14 protein-coding genes are annotated in these 26,481 nt (G+C 48.0%); all 14 read left to right on the plus strand.

Going from position 1 to position 26,481, the window contains the following annotated elements:
* Positions 1 to 250: 250 nt before the first annotated feature.
* Positions 251 to 439: a hypothetical protein gene (locus AC3WRW_RS27085; protein ID WP_492549336.1), complete on the plus strand. Its 189-nt coding sequence runs from the start codon at positions 251 to 253 to the stop codon at positions 437 to 439.
* A 220-nt stretch (positions 440 to 659) separates the two neighbouring features.
* Positions 660 to 1,535 carry a cation diffusion facilitator family transporter gene (locus tag AC3WRW_RS27090; RefSeq protein ID WP_492549337.1) on the plus strand — a complete coding sequence of 292 codons (876 nt, stop codon included), beginning with the start codon at positions 660 to 662 and terminating at the stop codon, positions 1,533 to 1,535.
* Between the two features lie 435 nt (positions 1,536 to 1,970).
* Positions 1,971 to 4,760: a glycoside hydrolase family 3 N-terminal domain-containing protein gene (locus tag AC3WRW_RS27095; RefSeq protein ID WP_492549338.1), complete on the plus strand. Its 2,790-nt coding sequence runs from the start codon at positions 1,971 to 1,973 to the stop codon at positions 4,758 to 4,760.
* A 139-nt stretch (positions 4,761 to 4,899) separates the two neighbouring features.
* Entirely contained in the window at positions 4,900 to 10,926 is a 6,027-nt protein-coding gene (locus AC3WRW_RS27100; RefSeq protein WP_492549339.1) for a glycoside hydrolase family 3 C-terminal domain-containing protein, read from the plus strand.
* A gap of 190 nt (positions 10,927 to 11,116) precedes the next feature.
* Positions 11,117 to 14,890 (plus strand): hypothetical protein, encoded by a 3,774-nt coding sequence (locus AC3WRW_RS27105; protein ID WP_492549340.1) that lies wholly within the window; start codon positions 11,117 to 11,119, stop codon positions 14,888 to 14,890.
* A 272-nt stretch (positions 14,891 to 15,162) separates the two neighbouring features.
* A complete protein-coding gene (locus tag AC3WRW_RS27110) occupies positions 15,163 to 18,636 on the plus strand; it encodes a glucuronyl esterase domain-containing protein (protein ID WP_492549341.1) in 3,474 nt (1,157 codons plus the stop codon).
* A 143-nt stretch (positions 18,637 to 18,779) separates the two neighbouring features.
* The gene (locus tag AC3WRW_RS27115) at positions 18,780 to 19,256 is read left to right on the plus strand and encodes a MarR family winged helix-turn-helix transcriptional regulator (RefSeq protein ID WP_492549342.1); all 477 of its coding nucleotides are present in this window, start codon (positions 18,780 to 18,782) and stop codon (positions 19,254 to 19,256) included.
* 70 nt (positions 19,257 to 19,326) lie between these two features.
* A complete protein-coding gene (locus tag AC3WRW_RS27120; RefSeq protein ID WP_492549343.1) occupies positions 19,327 to 19,704 on the plus strand; it encodes a VOC family protein in 378 nt (125 codons plus the stop codon).
* Positions 19,705 to 19,934: 230 nt separating this feature from the next.
* Positions 19,935 to 21,554, plus strand: coding sequence for an S-layer homology domain-containing protein (locus tag AC3WRW_RS27125; protein ID WP_492549344.1), 1,620 nt, complete (start codon positions 19,935 to 19,937; stop codon positions 21,552 to 21,554).
* A 31-nt stretch (positions 21,555 to 21,585) separates the two neighbouring features.
* Entirely contained in the window at positions 21,586 to 22,347 is a 762-nt protein-coding gene (locus AC3WRW_RS27130; RefSeq protein WP_492549345.1) for a hypothetical protein, read from the plus strand.
* Positions 22,348 to 22,447: 100 nt separating this feature from the next.
* Complete coding sequence (locus AC3WRW_RS27135) at positions 22,448 to 22,744, plus strand: phasin family protein (RefSeq protein WP_492549346.1); 297 nt, start codon at positions 22,448 to 22,450, stop codon at positions 22,742 to 22,744.
* A 6-nt stretch (positions 22,745 to 22,750) separates the two neighbouring features.
* Positions 22,751 to 24,427, plus strand: coding sequence for an ABC1 kinase family protein (locus tag AC3WRW_RS27140; RefSeq protein ID WP_492549347.1), 1,677 nt, complete (start codon positions 22,751 to 22,753; stop codon positions 24,425 to 24,427).
* A gap of 146 nt (positions 24,428 to 24,573) precedes the next feature.
* Complete coding sequence (locus tag AC3WRW_RS27145; protein WP_492549348.1) at positions 24,574 to 25,128, plus strand: sigma-70 family RNA polymerase sigma factor; 555 nt, start codon at positions 24,574 to 24,576, stop codon at positions 25,126 to 25,128.
* Positions 25,129 to 25,132: 4 nt separating this feature from the next.
* On the plus strand, positions 25,133 to 26,473 hold the full coding sequence (locus tag AC3WRW_RS27150) for a hypothetical protein (protein WP_492549349.1): 1,341 nt from the start codon (positions 25,133 to 25,135) through the stop codon (positions 26,471 to 26,473).
* The last annotated feature ends 8 nt before the right edge of the window (positions 26,474 to 26,481 follow it).

Raw genomic sequence — 26,481 nt, forward strand, 5'->3', positions numbered from 1 at the left:
CCTCTCAGTAACCTTATTCCGCCTATATTTGGGACTTATTTCTTCATTTTCTTTTTATTGAAGTGAATAATAAGTGTTTTGAAATTTTGTATCTAGTTTAATGAAATAAATTTCATAATTTAGATCGATTTTATCTAATTTTAAACTTACTTTTATTTCCTCACTTGTGCTATTCTGTTTATAACGATAAGCGAAACGGCTTCGGCGTTTCAGAAAAAGGAGGATGCTTTTTATGGTTCTATTTTGCCTAATGATTGCAGCTATCTTTGGATCATTTATTGCTCTGGACATGTATATTTCAAGGGTTTGGGATGTTTTCTCCGCGAAGAGCTATGATATGTTGAATATGGTGGCTGGCGATCGAAAATCCCATCCTTCTTCTATCCTCAAACGCGGTGAAGAATACAGCAATAGAACCCGTTTTCTTAAAAATCCATAACGCACATGCGACAAAAAGAGCAAGGGAGTTAAGCGGATTGCATCTGCTTAGCTCCTTTGCTTTTTGTTTTACCTAGAGCAACAAGTTTTCATAGACTCAAATGTCTTTACACGTGCTCATTATTTAAACCAAGTGAAAAAACGTTTCTCTAGACCCACATGAACAGCGGCTGGTAGTATAAGAAAGCATAAACGGGGGTTGAGAGGAGAATTGTACTAGAATGGACCAGCAGATGAGGTTTGATAATTTGAAGTTGGGTGAACGCGGCGCAATCGTTAGTATAATCGCCTACATATGTTTATCGGCTATTAAATTAATAATTGGCTATACAGCCGGCTCAGAAGCATTAAAAGCCGATGGACTGAACAATGCGACGGATATCGTGGCCTCTATTGCCGTATTAGTTGGATTGAAAATCGCCCAAAAACCGGCTGACCAAGATCATCCTTACGGTCATTGGAAGTCTGAGACAATAGCCTCGCTTGTGGCTTCTTTTATCATGATGGCAGTGGGTTTACAAGTATTGGTTGAGGCTGCTATTTCCATGTTTCAAGGCAGAGAACAAGCGCCTGATCTTATTTCGGCTTGGGCGGGAGTGTTTTGCGCAATCGTGATGTATGCGGTTTATCGTTACAATAAAAAGCTTGCGCTCAAAATCAATAGCCAAGCTGTCATGGCTGCCGCTAAAGACAATATATCGGATGCGCTCGTGAGTATCGGAACCGTAGTTGGCATCATAGGCGCACAATTAAATATGCCTTGGCTTGACCCGCTCACTGCGATCCTGGTAGGTTTTATTATTTGTAAAACGGCATGGGATATTTTCCGGGATGCTTCCCATCACTTATCAGACGGGTTTGATGAAGAAAAAATAGAAATGTATAAAGATACGGTACTGAATATTGAGGGCGTAGAAGATGTAAAGGAAATTAGAGCTAGAAATTATGGCAGTAATGCAGTAATCGACGTTATTTTGCTTATTCAGTCTGATTTGGAATTTCACAAAGCCCATGAAGTTGCGACAAGAGTAGAAGATGAGTTGAAAAAATTATCCAATGTTTATGAAGTTCATGTTCATTATGAGCCGGGCGTATAGTCTTAAAAACTATTCTTCCGGTAATTGGGGGAGGGACGATGATGTCGTCTTTTCGCCAATTTTGTTTTTTGGCAACACGTGCAAAACGAACTGCTGGAATGAACAATAATCGCAAAAAAAACGTGAATTGGAGATATAATCAATCGGATTTTTGATTTTGCACATTTTTCTCGTAGAATTCGCAGGTATAATTAGTTACAAGTGAGTAGAATATTTATACAAAATAAGAGGATTTCGAATGTTAATTATTGAAACTTAGGTACATAATAAACAACGAAAGCGCTTTATTTTTTCTTTTTATCCAAAATGATACAAATCGTATCAAGAAATTTTGAAAGGGGTGATACGGATAACCGACTTACTGTTGAAATGATATTTTCAACAGCTTATGTTTAGTCGCTTTTCCAATAACATTTGGGAGGATTTGAAACTAAGATGAAGAAACTGAGGTCCTATCTTGCTTCTGTTATGATGCTGTCCTTACTACCCTTTAATGTCGCCAATGTGGCATCAGCCGCTGATGTGGAGATTTACAAAAATCCGAATATGCCCATCGAGCAGCGGGTGCAGGATTTGCTGGGTAAAATGAATTTGGATGAAAAAATCGGTCAAATGGTTCAAGCAGAACGGGGTTCTCTGGGAACGATCGCCGATGTTAAAACCTACTACTTAGGTTCGATTTTAAGCGGTGGCGGATCGGTTCCAACCGGAAATACGGCAGCTGCTTGGAAAACCATGGTCGACAATTTCCAAAATCAATCGTTGGGTACTCGGTTAGGCATTCCGATGATCTATGGCGTCGATGCTGTTCACGGACACAACAATCTGACGGATGCCACGATGTTTCCGCATAACGTAGGACTTGGCGCAGCCAATGATGCTGATTTGGTGAAAAGAATCGGCAGCGCAACAGCGGAAGAAGTGCGCGCGACGGGCGTACAATGGACTTTCGCTCCGGTTATCTCCGCCGTTCAAAATATTCGCTGGGGCAGAACATATGAAGGCTACAGCGAAGATCCGCAAATCGTAGGCAAGCTCGGAGTCGCTGCTGTCCAAGGGCTGCAAGGCGATCCTAGCGATGCAGGATTTCTGAAAGGCAAAAAAATCGTCGCCAGCATCAAGCACTTTATTGGAGACGGTTTAACGGATAACGGGGTTAATACCGGAAACATCACGGTTCCGATTCCCGAAGGAAAAACGCTGAATCAAGCCAAAGATGACTATTTGGCACCTCACCTTGCTTACTACAAAAAAGCGATTGATGCAGGCGCACGTAACGTAATGGTCACTTACAGCGGTATTAACGGACTGAAAACGCACGCTGACACTCATCTGATTACGGATGTGCTGAAAGGCCAAATGGGCTTTACGGGCTTTGTTGTGTCGGATTATGACGCTATTCAACAAATCGTAGTAGATGATCAAGGCAATAATATAAGTGGTTCAGCCAATTACAAAAAACAAGTTAAAGCTAGTGTTAATGCCGGCGTAGATATGTTCATGCTCTCCGCCAAAGGGAATACGACAGCCAACTCTGGCGCAGGCAGCGGCTGGATCGGATTCATCAACAACTTAAAATCATTGGTAGGCTCTGGCGATGTATCGATGGCACGGATTGACGATGCCGTTACCCGAATTCTCAGAGTCAAGTTCGAGAACGGACTGTTCGAGCAGCCGTTATCGGATAGCGTAACTAATCCTTCGAGCGTAATCTATAACGCAGACCATGCTGCCCTTGCTCGCGAGGCGGCTAGAAAATCTCTCGTTCTGTTGAAAAACACGAGTAACCTACTTCCATTGAAAAAAGATGGATCGCAAAAAATCGTCGTTATTGGCGATAAAGCCAACCATATCGGCTATCAGCTTGGTGGCTGGACGATCTCGTGGCAGGGCAGTGGCAGCACAGTAACCAAAGGAACGAACATTCTGGACGGCATCAAGCAAGTAGCGGGTCCGGGCGTAACCGTGGATTGGGATCAAACCGGAGCTACAGCTACAGCAGGTCATGATATTGCGGTTGCTGTTATCGGGGAAGATCCTTATGCGGAAGGCGATGGAGACCGTAAAACTACGAACCTGACTTACGGAACAGGCGGCGGCGCTTCCAGCGATGCGAGCATCGTTGCGAACTTGAAGGCAGCAAAAGCGGCTAACCCGAATTTGAAAGTAGTTATTATTCTTGTATCGGGCAGACCGCTTGTGATTACGAACGATATTGCCAACTGGGATGCTGTTGTAGAAGCATGGCTTCCAGGGTCCGAAGGCGCGGGCGTTGCCGATGTTGTATTCGGCGACTACGACTTCCAAGGCAAATTGCCTTACACATGGCCTCGCACGTTTGATGAGATCAATGCGAAGGACAAGAGCAACCCGTTATTCCCGCTTGGATATGGCATGACTTATGCCCAAACGAGACCGGGCACTGCATTATCTGGTGACCCGGAAGTGATTCCAGGCCAAGAATTCGAATTGACCTACAGTGTGAAAAATGTAACTCAACAAGTTTACGCGCATGATGTTACGGTTTCCTATGATCCGCAGAAGTTGGAATACGTTTCCGCGAGCCCTGTGAAAGAGGGAGCTCAAATTATTGACAAGAAAGCTTCCGCAGGTAAAGTTCGCTTTATCGTAGCTAACGTGGGAAGCAATCATAGCGCAAGCGGAGATTGGCTCAAATTGAAATTCCGTGCGAAATCGGTAGAATCGGCAAGCACTGCCGTATCGGTATCGAACGTTGTGATTGCTGATGAGCGTGGCGTGGAAACGGAGCTTAACGGCGCGACATACAACGTCCAAATTAGCGTAGTAGACAAAACAGCGCTGAGTGCTTTGATTGCTAATGCACAAAGCAAGTATGATGCTGCTGTTGCAGGAACGCTTCCAGGTCAATATCCGACGGCAGCGAAGGATGCTTTGCAGGCTGCGATTAACACGGCAAAAGTCGTGCTGAACAATGCGGCAGCGACGAAGAAGGAAGTCGCGCAAGCGGTAACGGATCTCAATGCGGCGATTACGAAGTTCACGTCCTCCGTTATTATTGCAGCACCAGGCGATATGAACGGCGACGGCGTGTTCAGTATCGGCGACTTGGCGATCGTTGCGGCTGCTTACGGTAAAACGTCGGCAGATGCGGATTGGGATAAGTACAAGGCTGCGGATATCAATAAAGATGGCAAAGTCGACATTTTAGATCTGGCTATCGTGGCACAAGCGATTCTGCAGTAAACGTTCTATGGTGGGAGAGCAGTTTGCCCTCGTGCAGACTGCTCTAGCTGCCAACAGCATCCAAACTTGTCGTATTCGGTTGACATTATGGATATCGCCGAGTTGGCAACGCTTTTGTTGAACAAGCGAGAGGAAAGGAATGAATGTATTAATGAAGAAGCAAGAGAAAAGGTTAGCTGCCCGTTGGTTTAAATTGTTATTTAGTTTCGTGATGGTAGCATCCATCATCGCACCTCAAAGCTACACGCCTGCTTCGGCACAGGCGCTGCCGGGCTTGCCCGATGTGGCTAGACAAGTAGCTGCCGAAGGCGTCGTTTTGCTGCAGAATCCCGATTATAAAGTAGCGGGCTCGCAGGTAAATGAGATTGAAAAGGTATTGCCAATCAAAAAGAGCGAAAACATTTCGGTGTTCGGGCGTATTCAAACACATTATTATAAATCCGGAACAGGTTCTGGCGGTGCTGTCCGAGTAGATTATGTCAACGGGATTCTAGAGGGCTTGCGCAACAATCCCAGCGTGCATGTCAACGAAGACTTAGCCAAAGTGTATACAGATTGGGTGAAAACACATCCGTTTGACGACGGAGGCGGCGGATGGGCGGCTGAACCGTGGTCGCAAGCGGAAATGCCGTTGACTGCCGATATCCTTAATGCGGCAAAAGCGAAATCCGATACGGCGATTGCGATTATCGGACGCACAGCCGGCGAAGATAAGGACAACAAGGACGAGAAAGGCGCTTACCGCCTGACAGATCTTGAGGTTGCTATGCTTGATCAAGTTTATGCCAAATTTGATCGAATGGCTATCGTGCTCAATGTCGCGAACGTGATTGATATGTCATGGGCGAAAAATTACCCGAAAGCCTCCATCGTCTATGCATGGCAAGGCGGCATGGAAGGCGGAAGCGCAGTTGCCGATGTGCTGACAGGCGACGTAACGCCAAGCGGTAAACTGAGCGATACGATTGCAAAGACGCTTGCCGACTATCCTTCTACCGCTAATTTTGGCAGCCAAACGGAGAATGCCTATGCCGAGGATATTTATGTAGGGTATCGGTATTTTGAAACTTTTGCTCCGGATAAGGTGCTCTATCCATTTGGTTTTGGGCTCTCGTATACCGACTTTAAAACTACGACGGATTCCATCAAAAGCAGCGACGAGGAAATTACTGTAAATGTGACCGTAAACAACACCGGTAAAGTAGCCGGCAAGGAAGTTGTTCAAGTTTATTACGGAGCGCCTCAAGGAAAGCTGGGCAAACCGGCTAAACAGTTAATCGTTTTCGCAAAAACCGGCATTATACAGCCTGGTAAGTCCCAGCAAATGGCGATTTCCTTCGATATCAAGGATATGGCTTCGTATGATGACAGCGGAATTACGGGCAACATTTCCTCTTATGTTCTGGAGGCAGGCGATTATAACATTTATGTAGGAAATAGCGTAAGGGATTCTGTAAAAGCAGGTGCCTATCAAGTTGCTGAGTTAAAAGTTGTTAAGAAGCTCCAGGAAGCACTAGCACCAACGAAAGCGTTTAATCGCATCAAGCCAGGCACTCAGAAGGGTGACGGCACTTTCAACAGCGTGAACGAAGCCGTTCCTACAAGAACGATCAATCTGGCAAAACGAATTCAGGATAATCTTCCTGCAGCTATCCCGCAAACAGCCAATAAAGGCTACAAATTAGTCGACGTATATGATAAAAAAGTGACGATGGATGAGTTTATCGCCCAGTTTAGCAATAATGATCTAGCATCGATTATTCTAGGGGAAGGGATGTCCAGCCCCAAAGTAACCGCAGGAACCGCAGCAGCGTTTGGCGGCGTTACGAACAATTTATTGAAGTTCGGCCTTCCGATCGACAGTGCGGCAGACGGTCCTTCCGGAATCCGTATGGAAACCGATACACAAAAAGCGACGAGCCTTCCGAACGGTACGATGCTTGCGTGCAGCTGGAATATCGAATTAGTTGAGCGGTTATTTTTCAACGTAGGCAAGGAAATGCGTCTTAACAATATCGATACATTACTGGGTCCTGGTATCAATATCCACAGAAACCCATTAAACGGAAGAAACTTTGAATATTTCTCCGAGGATCCTTTGCTAACAGGGATGATGGCGATCGGGCAAACGAGAGGCCTTCAACAAAATGGCACGGCTCCTACATTGAAGCATTTTACAGCGAATAACCAAGAATCAGCACGGCATCTTGCCAATGGTCTTATTTCGGAAAGAGCGCTCCGTGAAATTTATTTAAAAGGTTATGAAATGGCAGTGAAAAGCGGCAAGGCACGCTCCATCATGACGTCTTACGGTCCGGTAAACGGAACATGGGCCTCAAGCAACTACGATTTGAATACAACTATCCTTCGGGGTGAGTGGGGCTTTGACGGCATTGTGATGACAGACTGGTGGGCAAAATTGAGCGAAGATCAAGGCTTCTATGCTACGACGAATCGTTATGATGAACTTAACGGCAAAGCAATGGTTCGCGCTCAGAACGATATCTACATGGTTATCCCAGATGGCTATGCGGAAACTCAGAAAAACCGGAATAACAGCACTTTCAATACCGTTGCATCCCTTACAAATGGCAGCCTTACCTTAGGGGAATTGCAGCGTTCGGCAAAAAATATCAGCCGTTTCTTGATGCAATCACCTGCATTCGCAAGAACAGCGAATATCGACTACAAGGTTGACTATACGCCGGGTAAAGACTGGTTCAGAGTTAACACCGCCAAGCTTGGCGATCCGCGACTCAGCGGTATTACAGTAGGCGGTAAGAACATTAAAAACTTCAATTCGTTAAAATTGGATTATAAAGCGTACGGTGACTCGGTATTGTCGCAATATCCTCAAGTTAAAGCTACTGCGGCGGATGGTGCAGTCGTGGATGTTGTGCAGGCGAGCCCTGGCAGACCGGCGGCGGTCATTACGGCCAGCGCTGGCGGAGAGCAGCGAATTTACAAGGTCATCTTCAGCTCCGAAGAAGGGCTTGAGCCTATTTTTGAAAATCCAACTTATGCTTATTTGAAAAGTATTTCGGTTGACGGGAAACCGATTGATGGCTTCAGAGAAACCAGATTCAGCTATGATGTGGGTCTCAACAGTGTCGCAAGCCTGCCTGAAGTTACTTTTGAAAAAAATGAGGGCGTAACAGCGACGGCTACGGTGGATACCGTCAATCGCAGAGTATCTATCAAAGCGTTAAGCTCGGATCAGGCTAATACTTATGTTATTCAGTTCGGTAAACTGCCGCAGAGCGATGAGTTTACTAGCACTACTTTAAACAGCGCATGGACGATTAATAAAGAAACAGCGACCAACAGTGAAAACAAAAACAACTGGTCGTTGACCGCTAACCCCGGCTTCTTAAGAATCATAGGGGAAAGAGGCGATTTCTGGACGGATCATGCGGACCTGAAAAACTATTTCCAACAGGAAGCGTTTGGAAACTGGGAAGCGACCGTTAAGGTTAACACCAATAAAGCTCCCAATCAGAACTATAACGGATTCGGTATTACCGCTTCACAGGACAATAATAATTATGTTTGGGTGAAGTATGAGTACAGTTCAGGGAAAATAATCGGCATGGTCAAGGAAACAAACGGTGCAACGCCTGTAAGCATCGGATCGCTTTCTGCCAGTCAGATTACGAGTGTATTTGGCGATAAGAAAGAAGTATTTTTACGTTTGAAAAAATTAGGCAACGTCTATTCAGGCTATGTAAGTGCTGACGGTGTCAATTATATTTCCTTAGGCAGCACGACGGCGGACTATGCAAATCCGAAATTCGGTATACTGGCTTCGAATGGAAGTCAAACGCTTACCGATCCATTTTATGCGGATTTTGATTATGTTCGTTTCAATACGGACAATGTAACGGCAGGCGTAACGAACATTGGGCTTAATACCAAATTGAAGGTTGCAGAAACAGAATCTGCTTCTATTACAAGGGTGATCACTCCGGTTTCTTGCAATGATGTTGACGGAGGGTTGTGCTATACAAATACCGCTAAGGGCGAGGCGATCTCTTATAACGTGAACGTTGCGACAGCGGGCAACTATAAGATCACATCCCGTATTCGATCCAGCCAGTCCGAGGTGGCCCAAATGTCATTTGGCCTCTATGATGGCGCCAAGCTTCTGGGGACATTCGACATTACGACGACTAAAGGAGAATGGGCTACGTTTAACATTCCGGATGTCGCGCTTTCCAAAGGGGACCATACCTTAAGAATTGTGTTTGAAAGCGCCGGTATCGATTTGAACTGGTTAAAATTCCAGCTCAAGCAGGATGGTGTGGACACTTCAAAATTAGCAGACGCGATTCGGGCTGCTGAGAGTTTGGATATGAACATGTACACCGCATACAAAAAGGCGCGTTTCAACACGATCTTAGACAACGTCAAACGTGTTATGACTGAGCCGATCAACGACTCGGTAGTAGCGGATGCAATTGCTGATCTGCAGGCTGCTATAGCCGATCTGAAGTCTTCGGTCATGCCGAGAGATGTGGCTCCTAAAGCGACTGAAAAGATAACCAACGGTATCCGAATTTATCCTTACAATGCGCCATGGATTTTCACATCGAACACCAGCTTCAGATTTGAAAGCGGCACGGATGCCATGAGTTACGTGAATTCCAATGACATCGTCTATTTCGGCAAAATGGATTTAACGAATCTTGCTGAAATTAGAGTTCAGTATTCTCGTGAAGGCGCCTCAACGCCATATTTCAGATTCTATACCGAAGCTGATAATACGGGAACTCCGGCTAAACGTGCAACGACGCAAGGAAGAGCCTATGCCGATGTATACAGTGGCGGATCATTCGTGCTCAACAATGAATTTGCGAGCATTAATTTTAATCAAAAGTCTACCGCTGCATGGGGGAATTATGGCATCGCCAGTACGAAGCAAACAGGGACTAATCCATATTTGGATACCTACGTCGGTGCTGCAACCAATTTCGTTAACAAAACGAAAGCAATGGGTTCACAAAATGTGTACATGAAATTCGATGGTTTAAATGCCAACTTGCAATATGTTGAGCTTATTTATGAAGAGCCTGCTCCTAGTTCTCCGATTGTTTCTGTTGTTCAGCCGCAGCCTATGAGCGTTGCTTATGGAACAGGCTTCGAGCAGTTGAGCTTACCGGCAACAGCAACAGCCAACTTGAGCAATAATGGGACTAAAGCTATTCCTGTACAATGGAACAAAGGCGATTACAACGGCAATGTAGCTGGCACTTACACGCTGAGTGGAACTCTGGCAGCGGTAGAAGGCGTTACCAATCCGAATAACTTGAAAGCGTCAATTGCCGTAACCGTATTGCCGCAGCCGGCAACCGCGAAATTAAGCGGCCCGAGCAGTGCTACGACTGGCACGACAGTGGATTTAACTTTCGGGCTTGAGCATGTCATCGGTGAGGTTGCAGCTCAAGACGTGACCGTAACGTATGATACCTATAAACTGGAGTATGTGCCAAATCCGGTATCATTAAACGGTGACAAGTTTATCGTCGTCGATTCCGTATCCAAACCGGGTCAAATTCGCGTGCTGGGCGTACATTTGGGCGATTACCAATCGGCACCGAATAAAGATTTGATGAAACTGACGTTCAAAGTACGGCCAGAAGCAGCGGCAGGGGTCGCTTCCATTGAGGTGTCGAAGCTTGTGGTGGCTGACGGTCAAGGCAAAGAAACGAAAATCGCCGGTGCTGCGCTTAACCTGCAAATTACCGTAGTTGACAGAACAGCGCTGAGCGCCTTGATTGCAAATGCACAAAGCAAGTACGATGCGGCTGTGGAAGGAACTCTACCTGGCCAATATCCGACAGCAGCGAAGGCTGCTCTGCGAGCTGCGATTACTTCGGCGAATGGTGTGCTGAGCAATGTGGCAGCATCGCAAGCTGAGGTGGACAAAGCGGTAACGGATCTGAATGCTGCGATTCAAACGTTTACAGCTTCAGTGATTGTTGGATCACCGTACGATACGAATGGAGACGGCAAAATCAGCATTGGCGACTTGGCTATCGTTGCGGCTGCTTACGGTAAAACGTCGGCAGATGCAGATTGGAATTTGTACAAGTCAGCGGATGTCAATCATGACGGCAAAGTCGACATTATGGATCTCGCTATCGTGGCACGTGCAATTTTGGAATAAAAGCTGAAGGAAAAGGAGAAGCCTTGGAGGGATGTGTGCCCGACAAGGCTTCTTATTATTCGACAAAATCACAGAGGATCTGTTCATTTTTGCAGATATAAGCCGACACAATTTTTACGTTAAAACGATTATGATGGATTTGACTCTTTATTTTGGAGTTAATTTGAATATATGAAAAGGAGCAATTAGAATGGTAACGGTCTCTTCTTTCCCTAGTCATCTAAGCCTATTCATAACGAATCCCGACACGGGATTGCCTACATCGAATTTGCCGCTTTATGCCGAAATTGCGATTCCGCGCGTGAAGCCGGCGCTCCCGCCGATTACGAAATTCAGGGAGCCGATGATTTACTCGCTCTTACAGGTGGATTCGCAAATATCGACAGCGACTCGCAACTTCGTCGTTCAAGTGACAGAGCAGGCTCTTGTCGATGTGATCGCTGCGGTCAGTCTCAATTCTGTGAAAATGCAAGATGGCAGCTTTATCCGAGAATTGTTGATAGGGGTCTTTAAAGACGTTCTGAACGCCGTGAATGCAGCCCGTTTTGACGATATACCGCAATCGGAGTTGAAATCCTTGATAGCCGCTTCGTTGAAAGACAACGCGCTTCGCTTTGGCCTCATGTTGGTGGAACAGCCCGAAGAAAGGGGCATGATTTGGGCGGAGCCACTCGGCGTGCTTACGACGGATCATGTCGGCTATGTATCCTTCGATTTAAGACGATTGCAGCCTGAAGTGAAGAAAATGTTGTCAGAAGCGATTGAATTGCGCCGCACCGATCCCGGTTTAGTTGCAAAAACCGCTATTTTGGTATATCCGTACGGCGTGGAACAACGGTTTGATGTTCTAAGCCAGGCTAGATTTTCAATGAATGCGATCGTTGCCCGCTTATCTTTTAACCCGTCTGAAATGCTTGCACATTTCAATAATATGGGCCCCCGATCGCTTCAGAACCCTTCGCTAACGGACTGGCAGTTGTCGCCGACGTCTTTTGCGGCAAGTCCCAAAACGCTCGTGGGGGAAGACGGCTGCGATTCGTTAGTGCCCAGCAATATGGCGCTTCAACAATTTGTGCTGCGACAAGTCGTTCGTCTGACGGATGCGCCGGAAGGATTCGATGTTCCCGTAAATTGCAAGCCCGCATACATCGAAGAATATAAGGTGTCATGGTATTCGCTCGGACATTCTTTAGGCGAATTGTTGTATAGTTTGCCGCTCGCGCCTGCAGAAACGGTCAAGCTCGCGGTGATTGACTGGTCGTGGGACAGCTTGACCAAGCGCGACGAAGCTACGACGTTAAACGAGCAATTGCTTCATCAAACGCATCGGGATCGCACCATTACGGAAACGATGAAAGCGGGTTTGAAAGAACTGCAGCATGGATCTTCGTTTATGGGAGGAACGGCCCACTCGTCCGGGGCGACGGGGACGCTCGATATGGGGATCCTTGATGTCGGAGCGGCCGTTGGCGATACTTGGAGTATGGGCGGCTCGACAGCCACCAGCGATGGAAGCAGAGATCTCGCAGCGGAGAACATTCAGCGTTTAAGCGACAGTTTTTCACAAGCAAGCTCAGCTCAGCGTGAGCTGAATTCGACCGTCGTTATCCAAGCCAGGCAAGAGGAAAAAGAGAGCATTCAGACGAGAACGTTCACGAACTACAACCATAGCCACACGTTAACGATTTTGTATTATGAAGTGCTTCGGCATTTTCGCGTTACGGTCGAATGGGTTCGCAGACGTCCCGCGCTCTTAATAAAACTTCCGAAACAAATCGATAAGTTTGACGACAATACTTTAATTACGTACCGGAACCAGCTTGAACCGGCACTGCTGGATCCTAAGTTGAAAACCGCTTTTGACGCGCTTGAAAAAAGGGAAGCCATCCGCGAATACCAGAAGGCGAACAATATTACACCGACAGCTGAGAAGGCAGCGGGTTGGGAAGGCGATTTAACTTTCGGCTTATTCGAATTCGGTGTTAAGACGGCCGAAGGTTTACGTGATAAGACGGATGAACTTGTGATGGTTAATCTCATTACTTGGGATGGCGCCAACGTAGGCAGGCCATTGCTTCATTTGTGGGAAAAGGGAGCAGTAACAGATAATGTGGACACCGGAGAGCGCCTTAACGATACGGCGATGGGGTGGTTTATCGCTAAACCGGACGTGCCGGTGGCTTGGTCGAATTTGGTCGGCTTTGAGTTTGTCCTGCACGATACGGACGAATGGCGACTTAGTCGCCTGCACGTGAACGGATTTTTCGCCGGAGGAGTCGTTCCGCTAATTGAAAATGCCGAAGTCGATTATTATTTCCCCACGAACGGTTCTTCGAATACGATGACCTACATTAAACGTCCCGGGCCGCGTCCACCCTCCATTCCACCGATTCTTTCCCCCGAGGCCAGCTTGACAGTCGAAGAAACTTACGCGATCAAAAAGTTAAAAGATCATTTTGACAGTAACCACGCTTACTATAATCGTTTACTTCTGTTAGGATACGACTCGAATTCGATCGCGCTTCAAATGGAACATGAAGCATTTGCGGACAGGGTAGATCCGATTCCGCTCGAAGTGTTCGGAAGCTATGTTGCCTATCCGTTGGCAAAGAAACCCAACATACAGGATTGGCTTGTCGTCGATCTTGCAGCTGCGCTTAACAGCAACGATCCGAACCAAATTCAATGGGCCACCAATCAACTCGCGCAGTTCAACGAACACGAACGAGAGTTAATCATGGAGCGAATCGGCCTTGCCTCCGTGAAGAGCGAACGATTAATCACGCTTCCGACACGCGGTGTGTTTGCCGAAGGGAAGCTCGGCCACTGCAATGTCTCGGAAGAGATCGATAACACCCGCTTCTGGAAGTGGGAAGAGCATCCGATTCCTTTCGCAGCGCCAGATATCAATCCGATCACGGCTGTTGAACCTCAACCCCAAGCCATTACGCCAACTCCGACAGCATTTCCCCAATCGTTAGTGAATATCGTGAATCCAACGGCAGCACCAGATCCTACCGGCCTGGCAGCCGCACTAAATCTTCTTGGCACACCTAATATTTTCCGCGACATGTCCGGTCAACAACAAGTTGCGGATCTCTTGAAAAAGCTATCCGATAATACGATCGATATCGCAGAGGCGGCTAACAAAGCGCGTGAAATTCAAAAAAATTATCAAGCGGACTTAGACAAGCAGCAGAAAGATTATGACCTTGGCATCTATAAAACGGCTGCTGAAGTAGAGGGCAAAGCGATTGAAGCGGAAGCGCAGAAAGCTGCGCAGGCTCATGCGGCTAAAGCGGAAGCGGAGGCCAAACAAGCGACTGTGGAGGCTGCTAAGCAGCAGGCCGAGGCGGCCAAAAGTCTGCCGCCATCGAAACGCGAACCCGTCTATCAAGCGGCGGCCCAATCACTCGCAGGCAATCCGGTCAAAGATAAGTTAATTATTTTCAAGACGCAAGGCTACAACGGACAAGTCATTCCCGGCGAATTTATTCTTCATGTCCGGGACGTGCTTCAACAGAAATTCGTCATCGCCTCAGCCAAAGTAAATTCCTACCACAGCCAAAAAATTACGTTCTCGGATGCAGAACCGGTACTGGACGCTGAAATTGTACGAGCCGCAACGACACCGATCGTAATTCTGGACGAAACGTTTTATCTGCCTGCAATCGATATTCTAACCCCTGAATCCTACTCCGTTGGCAAGAGCCATAAGGTCATTAATCTGACGCTAAAGCAAGCCTCGCGCGACGTCGCCTTCAAAGCAAAATCCACCAATGCAGCTGTCGATGAATTGATGAATAAATGGGGAGTAGAATTAGGCGTAAGCAAAGTCGTAGCCGCCAAAATGGTGGCAGATTATGAACAAAAGCATCAAATTACGCACGGTACGGAGGAGGAAAAGTCTTATACCTTCAATGTTCCTACGCAGAATTACGAATTGAAGTTTAGCAGCAAGTAGAGTAGAAAAACTGAACTAGGAATCAGAACTATTGCTACATGTAAGCTATAACGCTCCGGATTAAAAGCTGCGATTATCGCGGCTTTTTTTGCGTTGTAGAATTCAGTGACGTAGGAAAGCCATGTAAGGGAAATCCGTAATTATTGATAGTGAAATGCCAAAGAAAATGAATTCCGTTTGCACATGCTTATGATAGATTTAACATCAGTAGAGAGCGGTTGATCGATGTCAAAACCATGACTTCTACTATACCAATAAGAGGAGGAAATGCTATGCAGAAACGTATTAGATTTCGCAGAACTCTTACCACTATGCTGGCTATGGCGACGTTGTTCGGTACTACCGCACCGGCGGCTCTTGCCTCGTCCGGCGACCAGTATCCGTATAACCAGCGGGATGACAAGAACTTCGTGAACAACACCAACGTCACAGAACGGTATACGCCGACCGGCAGCAACAACATGAGTCTCAAAATTACCTCTCCCAGAGCTCAGGGCAATGCCAAGTTTACCGCTAACCCGATTGCGGTGGACGGCATCAAAGAAGCGGCTTGGGACAACGCTACTGCTTACAGGATTGGCAATAAGTACAATACCGCTATGACGGCGACCGCTCCGGATGCCACAACCGAAGGCACCTTGCGGTTCATGTGGGACGGCCCGGTGCTCTACGTATTGGTGGAGGTAACCGGCGATACTACCAAATCCGACACGGGAACCCCGAACTGGAGCGCCGCCACTTACACGCCCGCCATGGACGGCCTGTTCGTCACCCTGGATGTCTTCAACGACAAGTGGGGCATGGAAACGGATACCCAGGGCATCTTCTTCCTGAGTGCAAACCCGAACGCCACATCGGTATCCTCGTTCTATAATACCGGAATTCCTTCCCTAGGGTCCTTCTTCAACCCGAATCACCAAGATTATTCGACACGTTTGAAAGCTTTCAAATCATCCGGCTACAACGCTGAGACTAACAGCCCCGGGGTCAACTACACTTACGAGATGGCCTTTCAAATCGAGGGTTGGGGCGACGACTGGGATCGCGAACTGACCAATGGCACGCAGGTCGGCTTGGATGTTGGCATTTACGATCAGAATGCTTCTTTGACCTATTGGAGCAAAACCGAATACTATGCGGGGCGCGAAGGCAGCTCCAATCTGCCGAACTCCGAACGCGTAAGAAACCGGGACTGGGGTGAGGTCACACTGTCCGGCTGGGACAATAAGACGGAATTCGCTTATAGTGGCTGGCGCGCCGATGAGGACATTCGCTTTTGGAACTCCAAGAACAACCCCGGCGGATCGGGCAATGGAACCGTAGATGCCAACAATGGTGACGGCAGCAATGTATGGACCGCCGAGTCCAAGGCGCGGATGGTTGATGCCAAGGCCGCATATAACGCTATCAAGAGCAGCCCCTCCGCAACCCGCGCAGAGAAGGAGGCCGCCGTGTTGGAGGTCGTTCAAGCTTTCGCAGGGCTGAAATGGGGGAACACGAAGTACCCGGATCCCCACGACCTGCCCGCTGTGAACACCCTGCCCAACGTCTGGCAGTTCTTTGACAAGAACAAGGGCACGAAAGGCATGGTAACCAATGAGAAGGAGTGGGCCGAGCGCAAGCAGGAGATTCTGGAACTGGCCCAGTTCTATGAGTATGGCTACAAGCCAAAACTGGATGTGGACTACAAGGTCTCTCTCCTCACGAACAACTACGCCGGTACCGGCAACGCCACCGTCACGGCGAAGGTGACGCCTACAAACGTCAATTTTACCGGCGGCACCGAGCAAAACGTGACGATCAGCATTACTATGCCTACCGCTGGTGTCCCAGAGGGTCAAGCCGCTCCGATCTCCTTCGCAGGCAGCTGGACCGCTAACGGCATCGCCAATATTAGCTTTCCAAACTGGGCAGCGGATGGCGTACGTACTGATTTAGCATGGGGCAACCCCAACCGCAGCGGCACGTTCTATAATCTCTTTCCATACTCGCGCAACAGCACCACAGCTGACGTAAGCGTCATAATGGCCAACGCCACGGCGGTTTCGGCCTATCTGGACATACTGGAATTGGCGGTTGCCAACAACCCGGCCTTGGCCGACAAAATTGACCCGACTCGCGCGGTCACCAAAGGGTTCTCCATCAATGGCAAGTATGCCTTCGTGGCTGGCGTCTTCGATGAGCGGGTCAAAGCGATCGTTGCCGGCGGCGCAGGCGCAACCGGTCCGGCCAACTGGCGATATAACGCCCAAGGCCAAGAGTACAACTTCAAAGACACCATCTTCAGCAATAACAACCCTGGCGCCGAAAACGTGATTGCCCACGGCACGGAAGGTCCTGGCAACAGCTACCGTCACAACCGCACCCGTGAGACCGAGCTTTTCCGTCATTTCTTGCCTTACGGCCACATGTATAAGCATGAGGAGAATTCTTACGCTTATGGCGACTATAGCCGCCTGCCATTTGACCAAACTTCACTGGTGGCTACGCTCGCACCGAATCGCGCAATCATCATTGATACAAACCTCAACGACTATAACGACGGCTCCACGACCGACAACATGAGCCTTAGCAGCGCCAAGGGCGTTTACAAGACTCTGGGCGCTAATGGCGACGATTATGTCAAGTTCAATACGGGCAACTATGTGTCCAGCGGAGACCCTCATGGCGCTGCCAGTGCCACTGTGGAAGGCAAATATTTGCAAGATTTCTTCTACGGCAGCAAAACGCTGACCGACGCGGAAGCCGACAGACTGAACACAGACCCCTACTCGCTAAAGGTCTCTAACGGTCAGACCCAAAGCCCATACGACTATTATTGGGGCGGATTCAACACGATCACCGGCGGCCAAGGCGGCATTAACGGCACCAACGGTTGGTACTATTACGAGTTTCCCAAAGACTCAACGCCGGACAAGCTCAATGCGGTTTTAACGGGGGCTGCGGATGCTCTCGGCGGTGCTTCATTTGACCTGACCTATGGATTAAATCATGTAACAGACAGTATTTATGCGCAAGATTTGACCTTTACTTTTGACCCGGAAAAAGTAGAGTTTGTCTCTGCAAAGTCCTTAAAGGATAAATTCGAGATTGTGGGTCAAAAAGAAACGGTAGGACAAGTCCGGATTATTGCGGCAAACTTGGGAGCCGTCGATTCGGCAAATTCCGGCGGTGATTTGCTGAAGCTGAATTTTAAAGCAAAATCGCTGACTACATCTGCGGAAACGGCAATCGCATTATCCCATGCCGTAGTATCAGGCAGTGAAGGGACGGAAACGACCGTAGACGGAGTCACCCACAACGTAACAATTTCTGCCATCGTTGTCATCGACAAAACGGCGCTGAACGATAGCATTGTCAAAGCGCAAGACGAGCTCAATGCAGCGACAGAAGGCAGCGCTATCGGCCAATATCCGGCTGGATCGAAGGCAGCCTTGCAAGCGGCGATCGACAACGCGAACACCGTAGCTGGCAGCGCAACAGCAACGCAGCAGCAGGTGGATCAAGCGGCAGTCGATTTGAATGCAGCGCTGCAAGCCTTTAAGGCGTTGGTTATCACTCGGACTCCGGGAGATTTGAGCGGAGACGGTAAAGTAACCATCGGAGACTTGGCGATCATGGCGAAATATTATGGCAAGAAAAATACCGATCCGGATTGGGATCAAGCGAAAATTGCGGATATCAATGGCGATGGTGTTATTGATATTAGCGACCTTGCAATCTTGGCAAGGAAGATTCTCGAGTAATCATGTGGAGGGCAGGATAACCTGCCCTCCTTTTCTATTTTGTCAAGAAATACATCGGGCAAAAAAATAGTTGCAATAGCATCCTATATCGCATATCATGAAATTAGTTGCAATAGCATCCTATTTGAAAGGAGTGAAGTTAAATGATCGAACAATCGAGCCACAATGCCAATGGCACTAAGGAATCGCACGGCCAATACATCTCAGCGATCTATCGCCATATGCAAATATTGATCTCCGCCGAGCTGGCGCCTTATCGAATTGGAAGCGGACAGTACATTTTTTTGATGGCGATTGCGTTTGAGCATCCAATCACGCAGAAAGCGCTGTGCGAGAAATTGCTCATTGACAAAACGACTACCGCTAAGGCAATTGCCAAGCTGGAAGCAGAAGGCTATGTGCGGAGGGAAGCAGATCCCGCCGACAACCGATATCAGCTGCTCTACTTGACAGAGTCGGGACATGAAGTGGTGCCGAAGGTGCAGGAAGCGCTGGGCCGCGTCAAGAACAAAACCCGCAAAGGCATTACCGATGATGAGTATGAGTTGTTGATGCGCCTGCTGAAAACCGTGCTTCGCAATCTGAGCGATAAGGAGGGGGCCGGAGGAAAAGAGGAATAGAAGGTTGGCGTTGCAGATTAACAGCGTCGAAATCGCATGTTTCAATTAAGATCAATTAAAATTTAGGAGGATGAAATGGATGATAGCGAATCCGTTTATCGTAGTGGAGAACTGTAAAGACGAAATCAAGTACTATCAAAGCGTTTTTGGCGGCGAGATTGACATTCTGCGCAAGCAAGGGGAAGTGGTCATGAACGCGGACCTGCATGTTGAGGGGGCAACCCTTAAGTTTGCCGACACTCAGGCGGCGAAGCCGGTGCTGAAAGGCGATTACGTGAGAGTCTTCTTGGCAATCGAGACAGAGGAGGCGTTTCGTAAGATCTACGGAGAGTTTGCGGCCAGTGGAACGATTCAATCGGAAGCGTACGAAGCTCCGTTCAACGGACTGCTAGCCATCGTTACCGACCGAAACGGCGTGTGCTGGGTGCTGGCTTATTATCGATCTTAAATCTGAGACGGACCGGATTGGGATCATGAAGATTGCGGATCTCAATGGCGAATCATTTGGAGGGCAGGATAACCTGCCCTCCTTTTCAATTTTACAAGATTTGAAACGCTCATGAAACGCTGACTGCTTTAATATCATCTTAAAAGAGAATTTTATTGATATTAAGCACGGAAGGGTGAAAGTTTGTGAGGAAGAATGTTCGATTCGGGAGGAGTGCTGTAAGAAAGTCAATGATTTTTATTTTTGCCTTCATGCTGCTGTACACGATGTGGCCTATGAAGGAACTGGAAGCGGCCAAACTTCTGCGGTTTATGGTTTTTAATGGTGGCACATCCTATTTAATTGCTGGAAAAGAGTATGGCGTTTTATATGAGGATGATCGCGGATTAGGGACCGTTTCCATCCCGTCTTTTGAATACTCCGTTAATAATGGCGGAATTTGGCATCCGATGAATCATTGTAAGGATGATACGTGTTTCAGACTGCCTATTGATCCGGAGCTAACATCAGCTGTTATACGTCTCGACATGGTCTATATTCCAATATTTGGATCAAACACTCATTCGGAAATGCGCAGTGGGCCTTATAAAATTTTACAGCCTGCAGATCCGTCGGATTTCAACGTGACTCCTAAGGATGACGGAACGGTTGAACTGACATGGAATGACAACTCCAACATGGAATCGTCTTACCGGATCACACGTTATGGTCCGGATGGAACCAAAACATTTTACGTAAACAACACGATGGATCACAGAGGTCCTCTTAGCTATATGGACAATCAGACGGACAAATTGAAAAGCACGATTTATAATTACTCGCTGTCTATGGTCATTGACAAATATGATTTGCCCGAAGAACTTCAGCCTTCCGTATTTTACAAGCTTGTCAAAACCAAAGTTCCCATAAGTATCGTGGATAAAGTAAAGATTTCCCCGAACATACCGGACATTATCGTTCCGGACAAGACGGAAATCGATCCGAATTCCAAAATCATTAGTAAGTTCAAACTGAACATCATCGACTTTGACAAAATTGCTTTTGCCAGCCTGACACTGAATAAACATTCCATTGAGCTAAAGCCGGGACAAACGGAAAAATTAACGGCAGCAGCCACTAACGCTGGAAATCAGAAAATCGTATGGAGCAGCAATAATCCTCAAATTGCCGTAGTGGACAACGATGGCAATATAACGGCCAAATCGCCGGGGATAGCGAAAATTATGGTGAAAACGGAAAGCGAGAGTCTAAGCGATAGTTGTGATGTCAATGTCACTTCGCTAACGCAAACACCGGAACCTGCCATCCTTAAAGATATCGCGGGTCATAAGGCAAACGCGGAGATCATGGAGGCGGTGGCTCTCGGTTTCGTGTCTGGTTATCCGGACGGTACGTTCAAACCTGATGCGAATGTCACTCGCGCAGAGTTTGCGACCATGCTGATGAAAGCTCTGCAATCGCAAGCAGCGGCGGATGACGCTGCGTTGAGCTTTGCGGATGCGGATCAAATAGGATCATGGGCGCGAGAATTTGTGTCAAAGGCCGTCAAACTCAAAATCATAGAAGGGTATGATGACCTTACGTTCCGGCCGAACGCGAATATTTCACATGCGGAAATGATTGCGATGGTCATTCGGGCCTCCGGCCTCAATGCGGACAATGCGAGGCCATCCGGCCTTGCCGATGCAGCCGACATTCCGCCGTGGGCAAATCCGTCTGTTTCCAAGGCAGCAGAAACCGGCATTATCATTGTCGGTGGGCTTCCGGACAACAAATTCGCACCTCAGGCGCTGTCCACCCGCGCGGAAGCCGCCTCGGCCATCGTTCGTATGTTGAAAGTCAAAAAATGAGAAGGAAGGGTGTCATTCATTGAAAATGATAGTGAAGAAATCGAAAGCGGTCAGAATCATGCTTTTTGTTGCCGCCATGTTTGTTAGCTCGTTCGGTTCCGCTTATGCGGCAGCTAATTTGGAGGGGATCAACGCGTTTTTCAACAGGGGCGTATCGTTTGTATTGAAAGGAGAGCTGTGGCAGCCCAAAGACGAGGACGGAAAACCGCTGACAGCGATTTTTTACAATGGGAACAACTATTTGCCTGTCCGCGCTCTGGCTGAAGCGTTAAAAGTACCGATCGATTACGATGCTGCTAATCAAAAGATTTACATTGGAGGCAAACCGGGTGATAAGACGCCGATTTTTGCAATGCCGATGGATATTGACAACATCTACGCGATTCCGACCAAAGACCCTAAAGAAACGAATGTAAAAGATAAACAGTACCAAGAGGTTTTAAAAATTGACCAATATGGGGACGCCTATTTCACTCTTGACCGTAAATACAAGCGGCTGGTCCTGGATGCGGCTGTTATAAGTCCAGGTGAGTATGATGTGGAATTTTCGCTCTATAATGCGGGAGATACTGCGGGAAATGCAGCTTCAACTGTCTTGGAAACGCACAGCGTTAGTCCAGATGACGATGTTAAACGTCTTATTTTTAATGTAGAGGGCCTCGAAAAAATCAAACTTCATGTGCAAAGCCATAATTTAAACCCGTATATTTATGCGAGAATTTTAGACACATCCTTTTTTGATAATGGGGATTCTGCCGCTGGAAGCTCTTCGGGTGGGACAATAATTAAATAAACCGCTCGGCTTTTAGATGTCTTGTCCGCTCCGCATACATATCAATGGAAGCTGTTGGAAATCATATAGCCTAATGTTGATATGTAGAGGAGTGGGCAAGATGAATGATTGGATCAAGAACGCATTCTCGCTTGGCTTGGGAATCACGGTTGCCACCAAAGAAAAGCTGGAAGGCTTTGTGAATGAGTTGGTGGCAAAGGGAGAAGTGGCTCCTAGCGAATCGAAGGAATTAGTTTCCAAATTGATTCAGAGGGGCGAGGAGCAGCAGGAAGATCTTAAGCGGATCGTCCGCGCTCAGCTTCAAAAGCTGCTGGATGAGCTGCACGTCGCGACGGAGGATGATATCAAACGGTTAAAGCTGCGCATTGACCAAATGGAACAGAAATCGCAGGCTTAGCCGATCATGAGGAGAAGGATACGGCAGTTGCATCGTTACCGGGATATTGTAGTCGCTCTGGTTCGTCACGGTTTCGGTTTCCTGGTGGAGGAGTCGGATCTGCTGCAACGTCTGCGAATCCCGCTTAGAAGATTTCGCGTGGAGGACGATGTGGATCGCAAGACGCTGGGGTTGCGTATCAAGAACGTCGTTGAAGAGCTCGGCCCTACCTTCATTAAGCTCGGACAGATCGCGAGTACCCGTTCTGATCTGCTTTCGGATGATATTGTGAAGGAGTTGAAAAAACTCCAAGATCAAGTAAAGTCTTTCCCTTACAATCAGGTGCAGGACACAATCGAGTCGGAACTTGGACAAAGCATCGATGCCGTCTTTGAGCGCTTAGAGGTGGATTCGCTTGCAGCGGCGTCTATTGGGCAAGTACACCGTGGCGTACTGCGCACAGGAGAGCATGTGGCTGTCAAAATCCAACGTCCCCAAGCCGCCGAATCGATCCGAACGGATTTGGAAATTTTAGCGGATTTGGCTGCGCTGGCCGAACGTCGCTTTGCTTGGGCGCGGCGTCTTCAGGTGGAGCTAATTATTGCAGAATTCAGCCGGTCGCTCTTAAATGAGCTGGACTATACCAAAGAGGCGAGGAACGCGGTGAAAATAGCCGCACAATTCAAGGATGTAGACCATATTTATGTGCCTCAGATTTATAGCGAGTACAGCTCAAGGAAAGTCATTACGATGCAGTATATCGAAGGGGTCCGGTTATATCAAGAGGATCACCTCCTGACCTTAGGGTATGACCGAGCCCGTATTGCCAAGCGTCTCATTCAGGCGTTGTTTCATCAGATCTTCGTGGATGGACTGTTCCATGCGGATCCTCATCCTGGGAACATTCTCATTCTGCCGGGCGAAGTGATCGCTTTTCTTGATTTTGGCATGGTGGGCCGGCTTACCGTGGAGATGAAGCATCATTTTTCCTCGCTGATCATTGCGCTTATGCGCCAGAACACCGACGGGGTAATTAAGGCGATCTACCGGATCGGGTTTATTGACGAGGATATCGATATGGCGGAGCTGCACTATGACATTGAGGGGCTTAGGGAGCAGTATTACGGTGTCCCGCTCAGTCAGGTAAGCTTAGGAGGAATCGTCAATGATTTGTTCGAGGTGGCGTACAAGTATCATATTCGCGTTCCGGCGGATTTCATTCTTTTAGGGAAAACGTTGGTCACGATTGAAGGGGTTGTCGTAAAGCTGGACCCCACTATCAGCATCGTAAAATTAGCGGAACCTTTCGGTCTTCAATTGATGACGGAACGATTCCGCCCGAAAAATCTGACTGCGAGCATTTTCAAGGATATAACGGAATACGGGCACATGCTGGTGAATTTGCCAAGACAGTCCCGAGAGCTCATTTCGCTCATCAAAAAGGGGAAGATGCATCTGGACGTCAGCGTTCCTGAAGCGGATGATTTCCTGCGCAAATTGGATCGCATCGGCAACCGGATCACGTTTAGCATCGTGCTTCTTTCCTTCAGTTTGATTATGATGGGCCTCATTATCGGTTCTTCCATTGTTGGCCGGAGGCCCTCTTTCATGCTTAACATGCCAACCATCGAGGTTGGATTCGTGGTTGCTTCTTTGATGATGATCTGGCTGCTGTTGTCGATTTTTAAGTCGGGCAGATTTTAGCAGAATAGAACGAAAAGATCGGATTTGGTGTCCGGTCTTTTTTTGTTTTCGGGGAAATGAACGGTTCTTTATGATTTTGAGGGGTTTCAGATTCCGGCAACGTAGTTATACTTAGGAAGCATATCATGATTGGAAAGGGAGAGGTCATGAACGAGGACGATCAGCACCTGGCGAATGCCTTGCGCCGCCGCCTGCCGTCAGCACTTGAAGGATTGATGGACAGATACGGAAACGGGGTTTATGGCCTCGTCAACCGAATTATAGCGGGAGCGGGCCAGACTGAAGATGTGGAGGAATGTGTAAGCGACGTCTTCCTGGCGGCTTGGAGGCGTATCGACGAGTATGATGCGGCAAAAGGTTCCTTTCGGACCTGGCTCCTGATCCTTGCCAAATATTCCGCGCTCGATGCGCGCCGGAAACTGTTGAGACGGCCTGGAGCAGGGCCGTTCGAGGACCGAGTGGCGGATGGCGCGAGCGTTGAAGACGAGGTGATTACGAAGGAAGCCTCCGCAGAAATGATCGCTTTGGTAAATGATCTGCCGGAACCGGACCGGACGATCTTTTACCGGCGCTATTTTTACTATGAATCGGTGGAACAAATTTCAAAAGGCCTGAGCCTGACCGGCAAAGCGGTGGAAAACCGCCTGTACAGGCTGCGCAAAATGTTCAAGGCGAAACTTGGCGAAGGGAGGTTGGAGTAAACGAATGGCTCAAAATGAAGATAAACCAATTTTCGCATGGATGGACCGGCTGGAGCCTAAGGAATTACATGGCATGGAGGAAATCGATCCATCTGAGGATGAGCGAGTGGAAGAAGCCGCATGGCAGCGAATCAAGAGCCGGACATTCGATCGATTGGAGATCGTTGAGGAAACTCCTTACAAGAAGGTCTCCCGCCGGAAATGGCTGGCTGCCGCCTGCGCCGCTGTTATCCTGAGTACAACTTTCATCTCCTTCTCGCCAGACGTAAGAGCCGAATTGAAGAAAGTGTTGCAATTCATCCCGGGTTTCGGCTTCGTGCAGCAGAGCGAGGCTCCCGAAGAGACGGCTTATGTGCTGCCTAAGCCGGTGGGGCTGACTGGAGAGAACGGTGAGATCACATTAGAGGGAGTGCTTATTCAGGGGTCAGGCGGACAACTCTCTTTGAGTGGCAATAATGCAGCTGCAGTGGCCGTCAAGAATATCATTCTGGTGACGAAGCAAGGGCAGTTTGCCTTTAAGCAGAGCAATGCGTCATGGGGAGGCAGCGGTATTTGGCAGGCCGGGTATTATTTTGAAGGCAAGATTCCGTTTGATGGACTTGAAGACGCTGCATTGAAATTTGGCGATACAACCATTAGTCAGCTGCATTTGACGAAGGCGAAGACAGCCGACGATCTTGCCGGCTTCGGCTCGAGCGACATCCAGAACGGCATTCGAATCACTTCCATTGTGACCCCTCTGGACGAAAGCAGCCGCAAAGTAAATCTGCTCACTCAATTGCCTGGACGGCAGACGGTTGATTCCTATGGCAAAGATGCGATTGCAGAAGGTCTGCAGCTTCAACTGACGGACGATGAAGGTGGTCTAGTGCCGATAGAGAAGGACACCGGATTCGTCAAGCCGCGTGAATTGCTGTTTGACAATCCGAACGGAGCGGATCATTACCAGCTTGCCATTCCTGCAATTCGGATCGTGGATCCTGGAGCTGGGCATGTTCAAGTTACCCTGCCGGTGCCCGAAGAAGGAACGAAAGAGATTCATGTAACAAGCCAACTTGCCGGATTCCCAGTAGATTTCACCCGAGTGGAGCGCGTAAATGCTGATAGCATGCGTATTGAAGTGGATACTCATTTCGATACTAACCAGCAGAGAACGCTGCAAAATTACCGGCTTTTCAAGAAGGATGGCATCGGTATGTCCTACAGCTCTAAATTGAACGAGAAAACGTGGGCAGTGGAATCCGAGTGGCTGAGTGTCAAGCCTGGACAAAAGGAAATTACCTTTACTATCGGGGAACCGCAAATTGTCATTAAAGGACCCTGGATTTTGAGCGATCTGCGATAAAGGTGTGC

The sequence above is a fragment of the Paenibacillus sp. FW126-R14 genome (assembly GCF_058789495.1).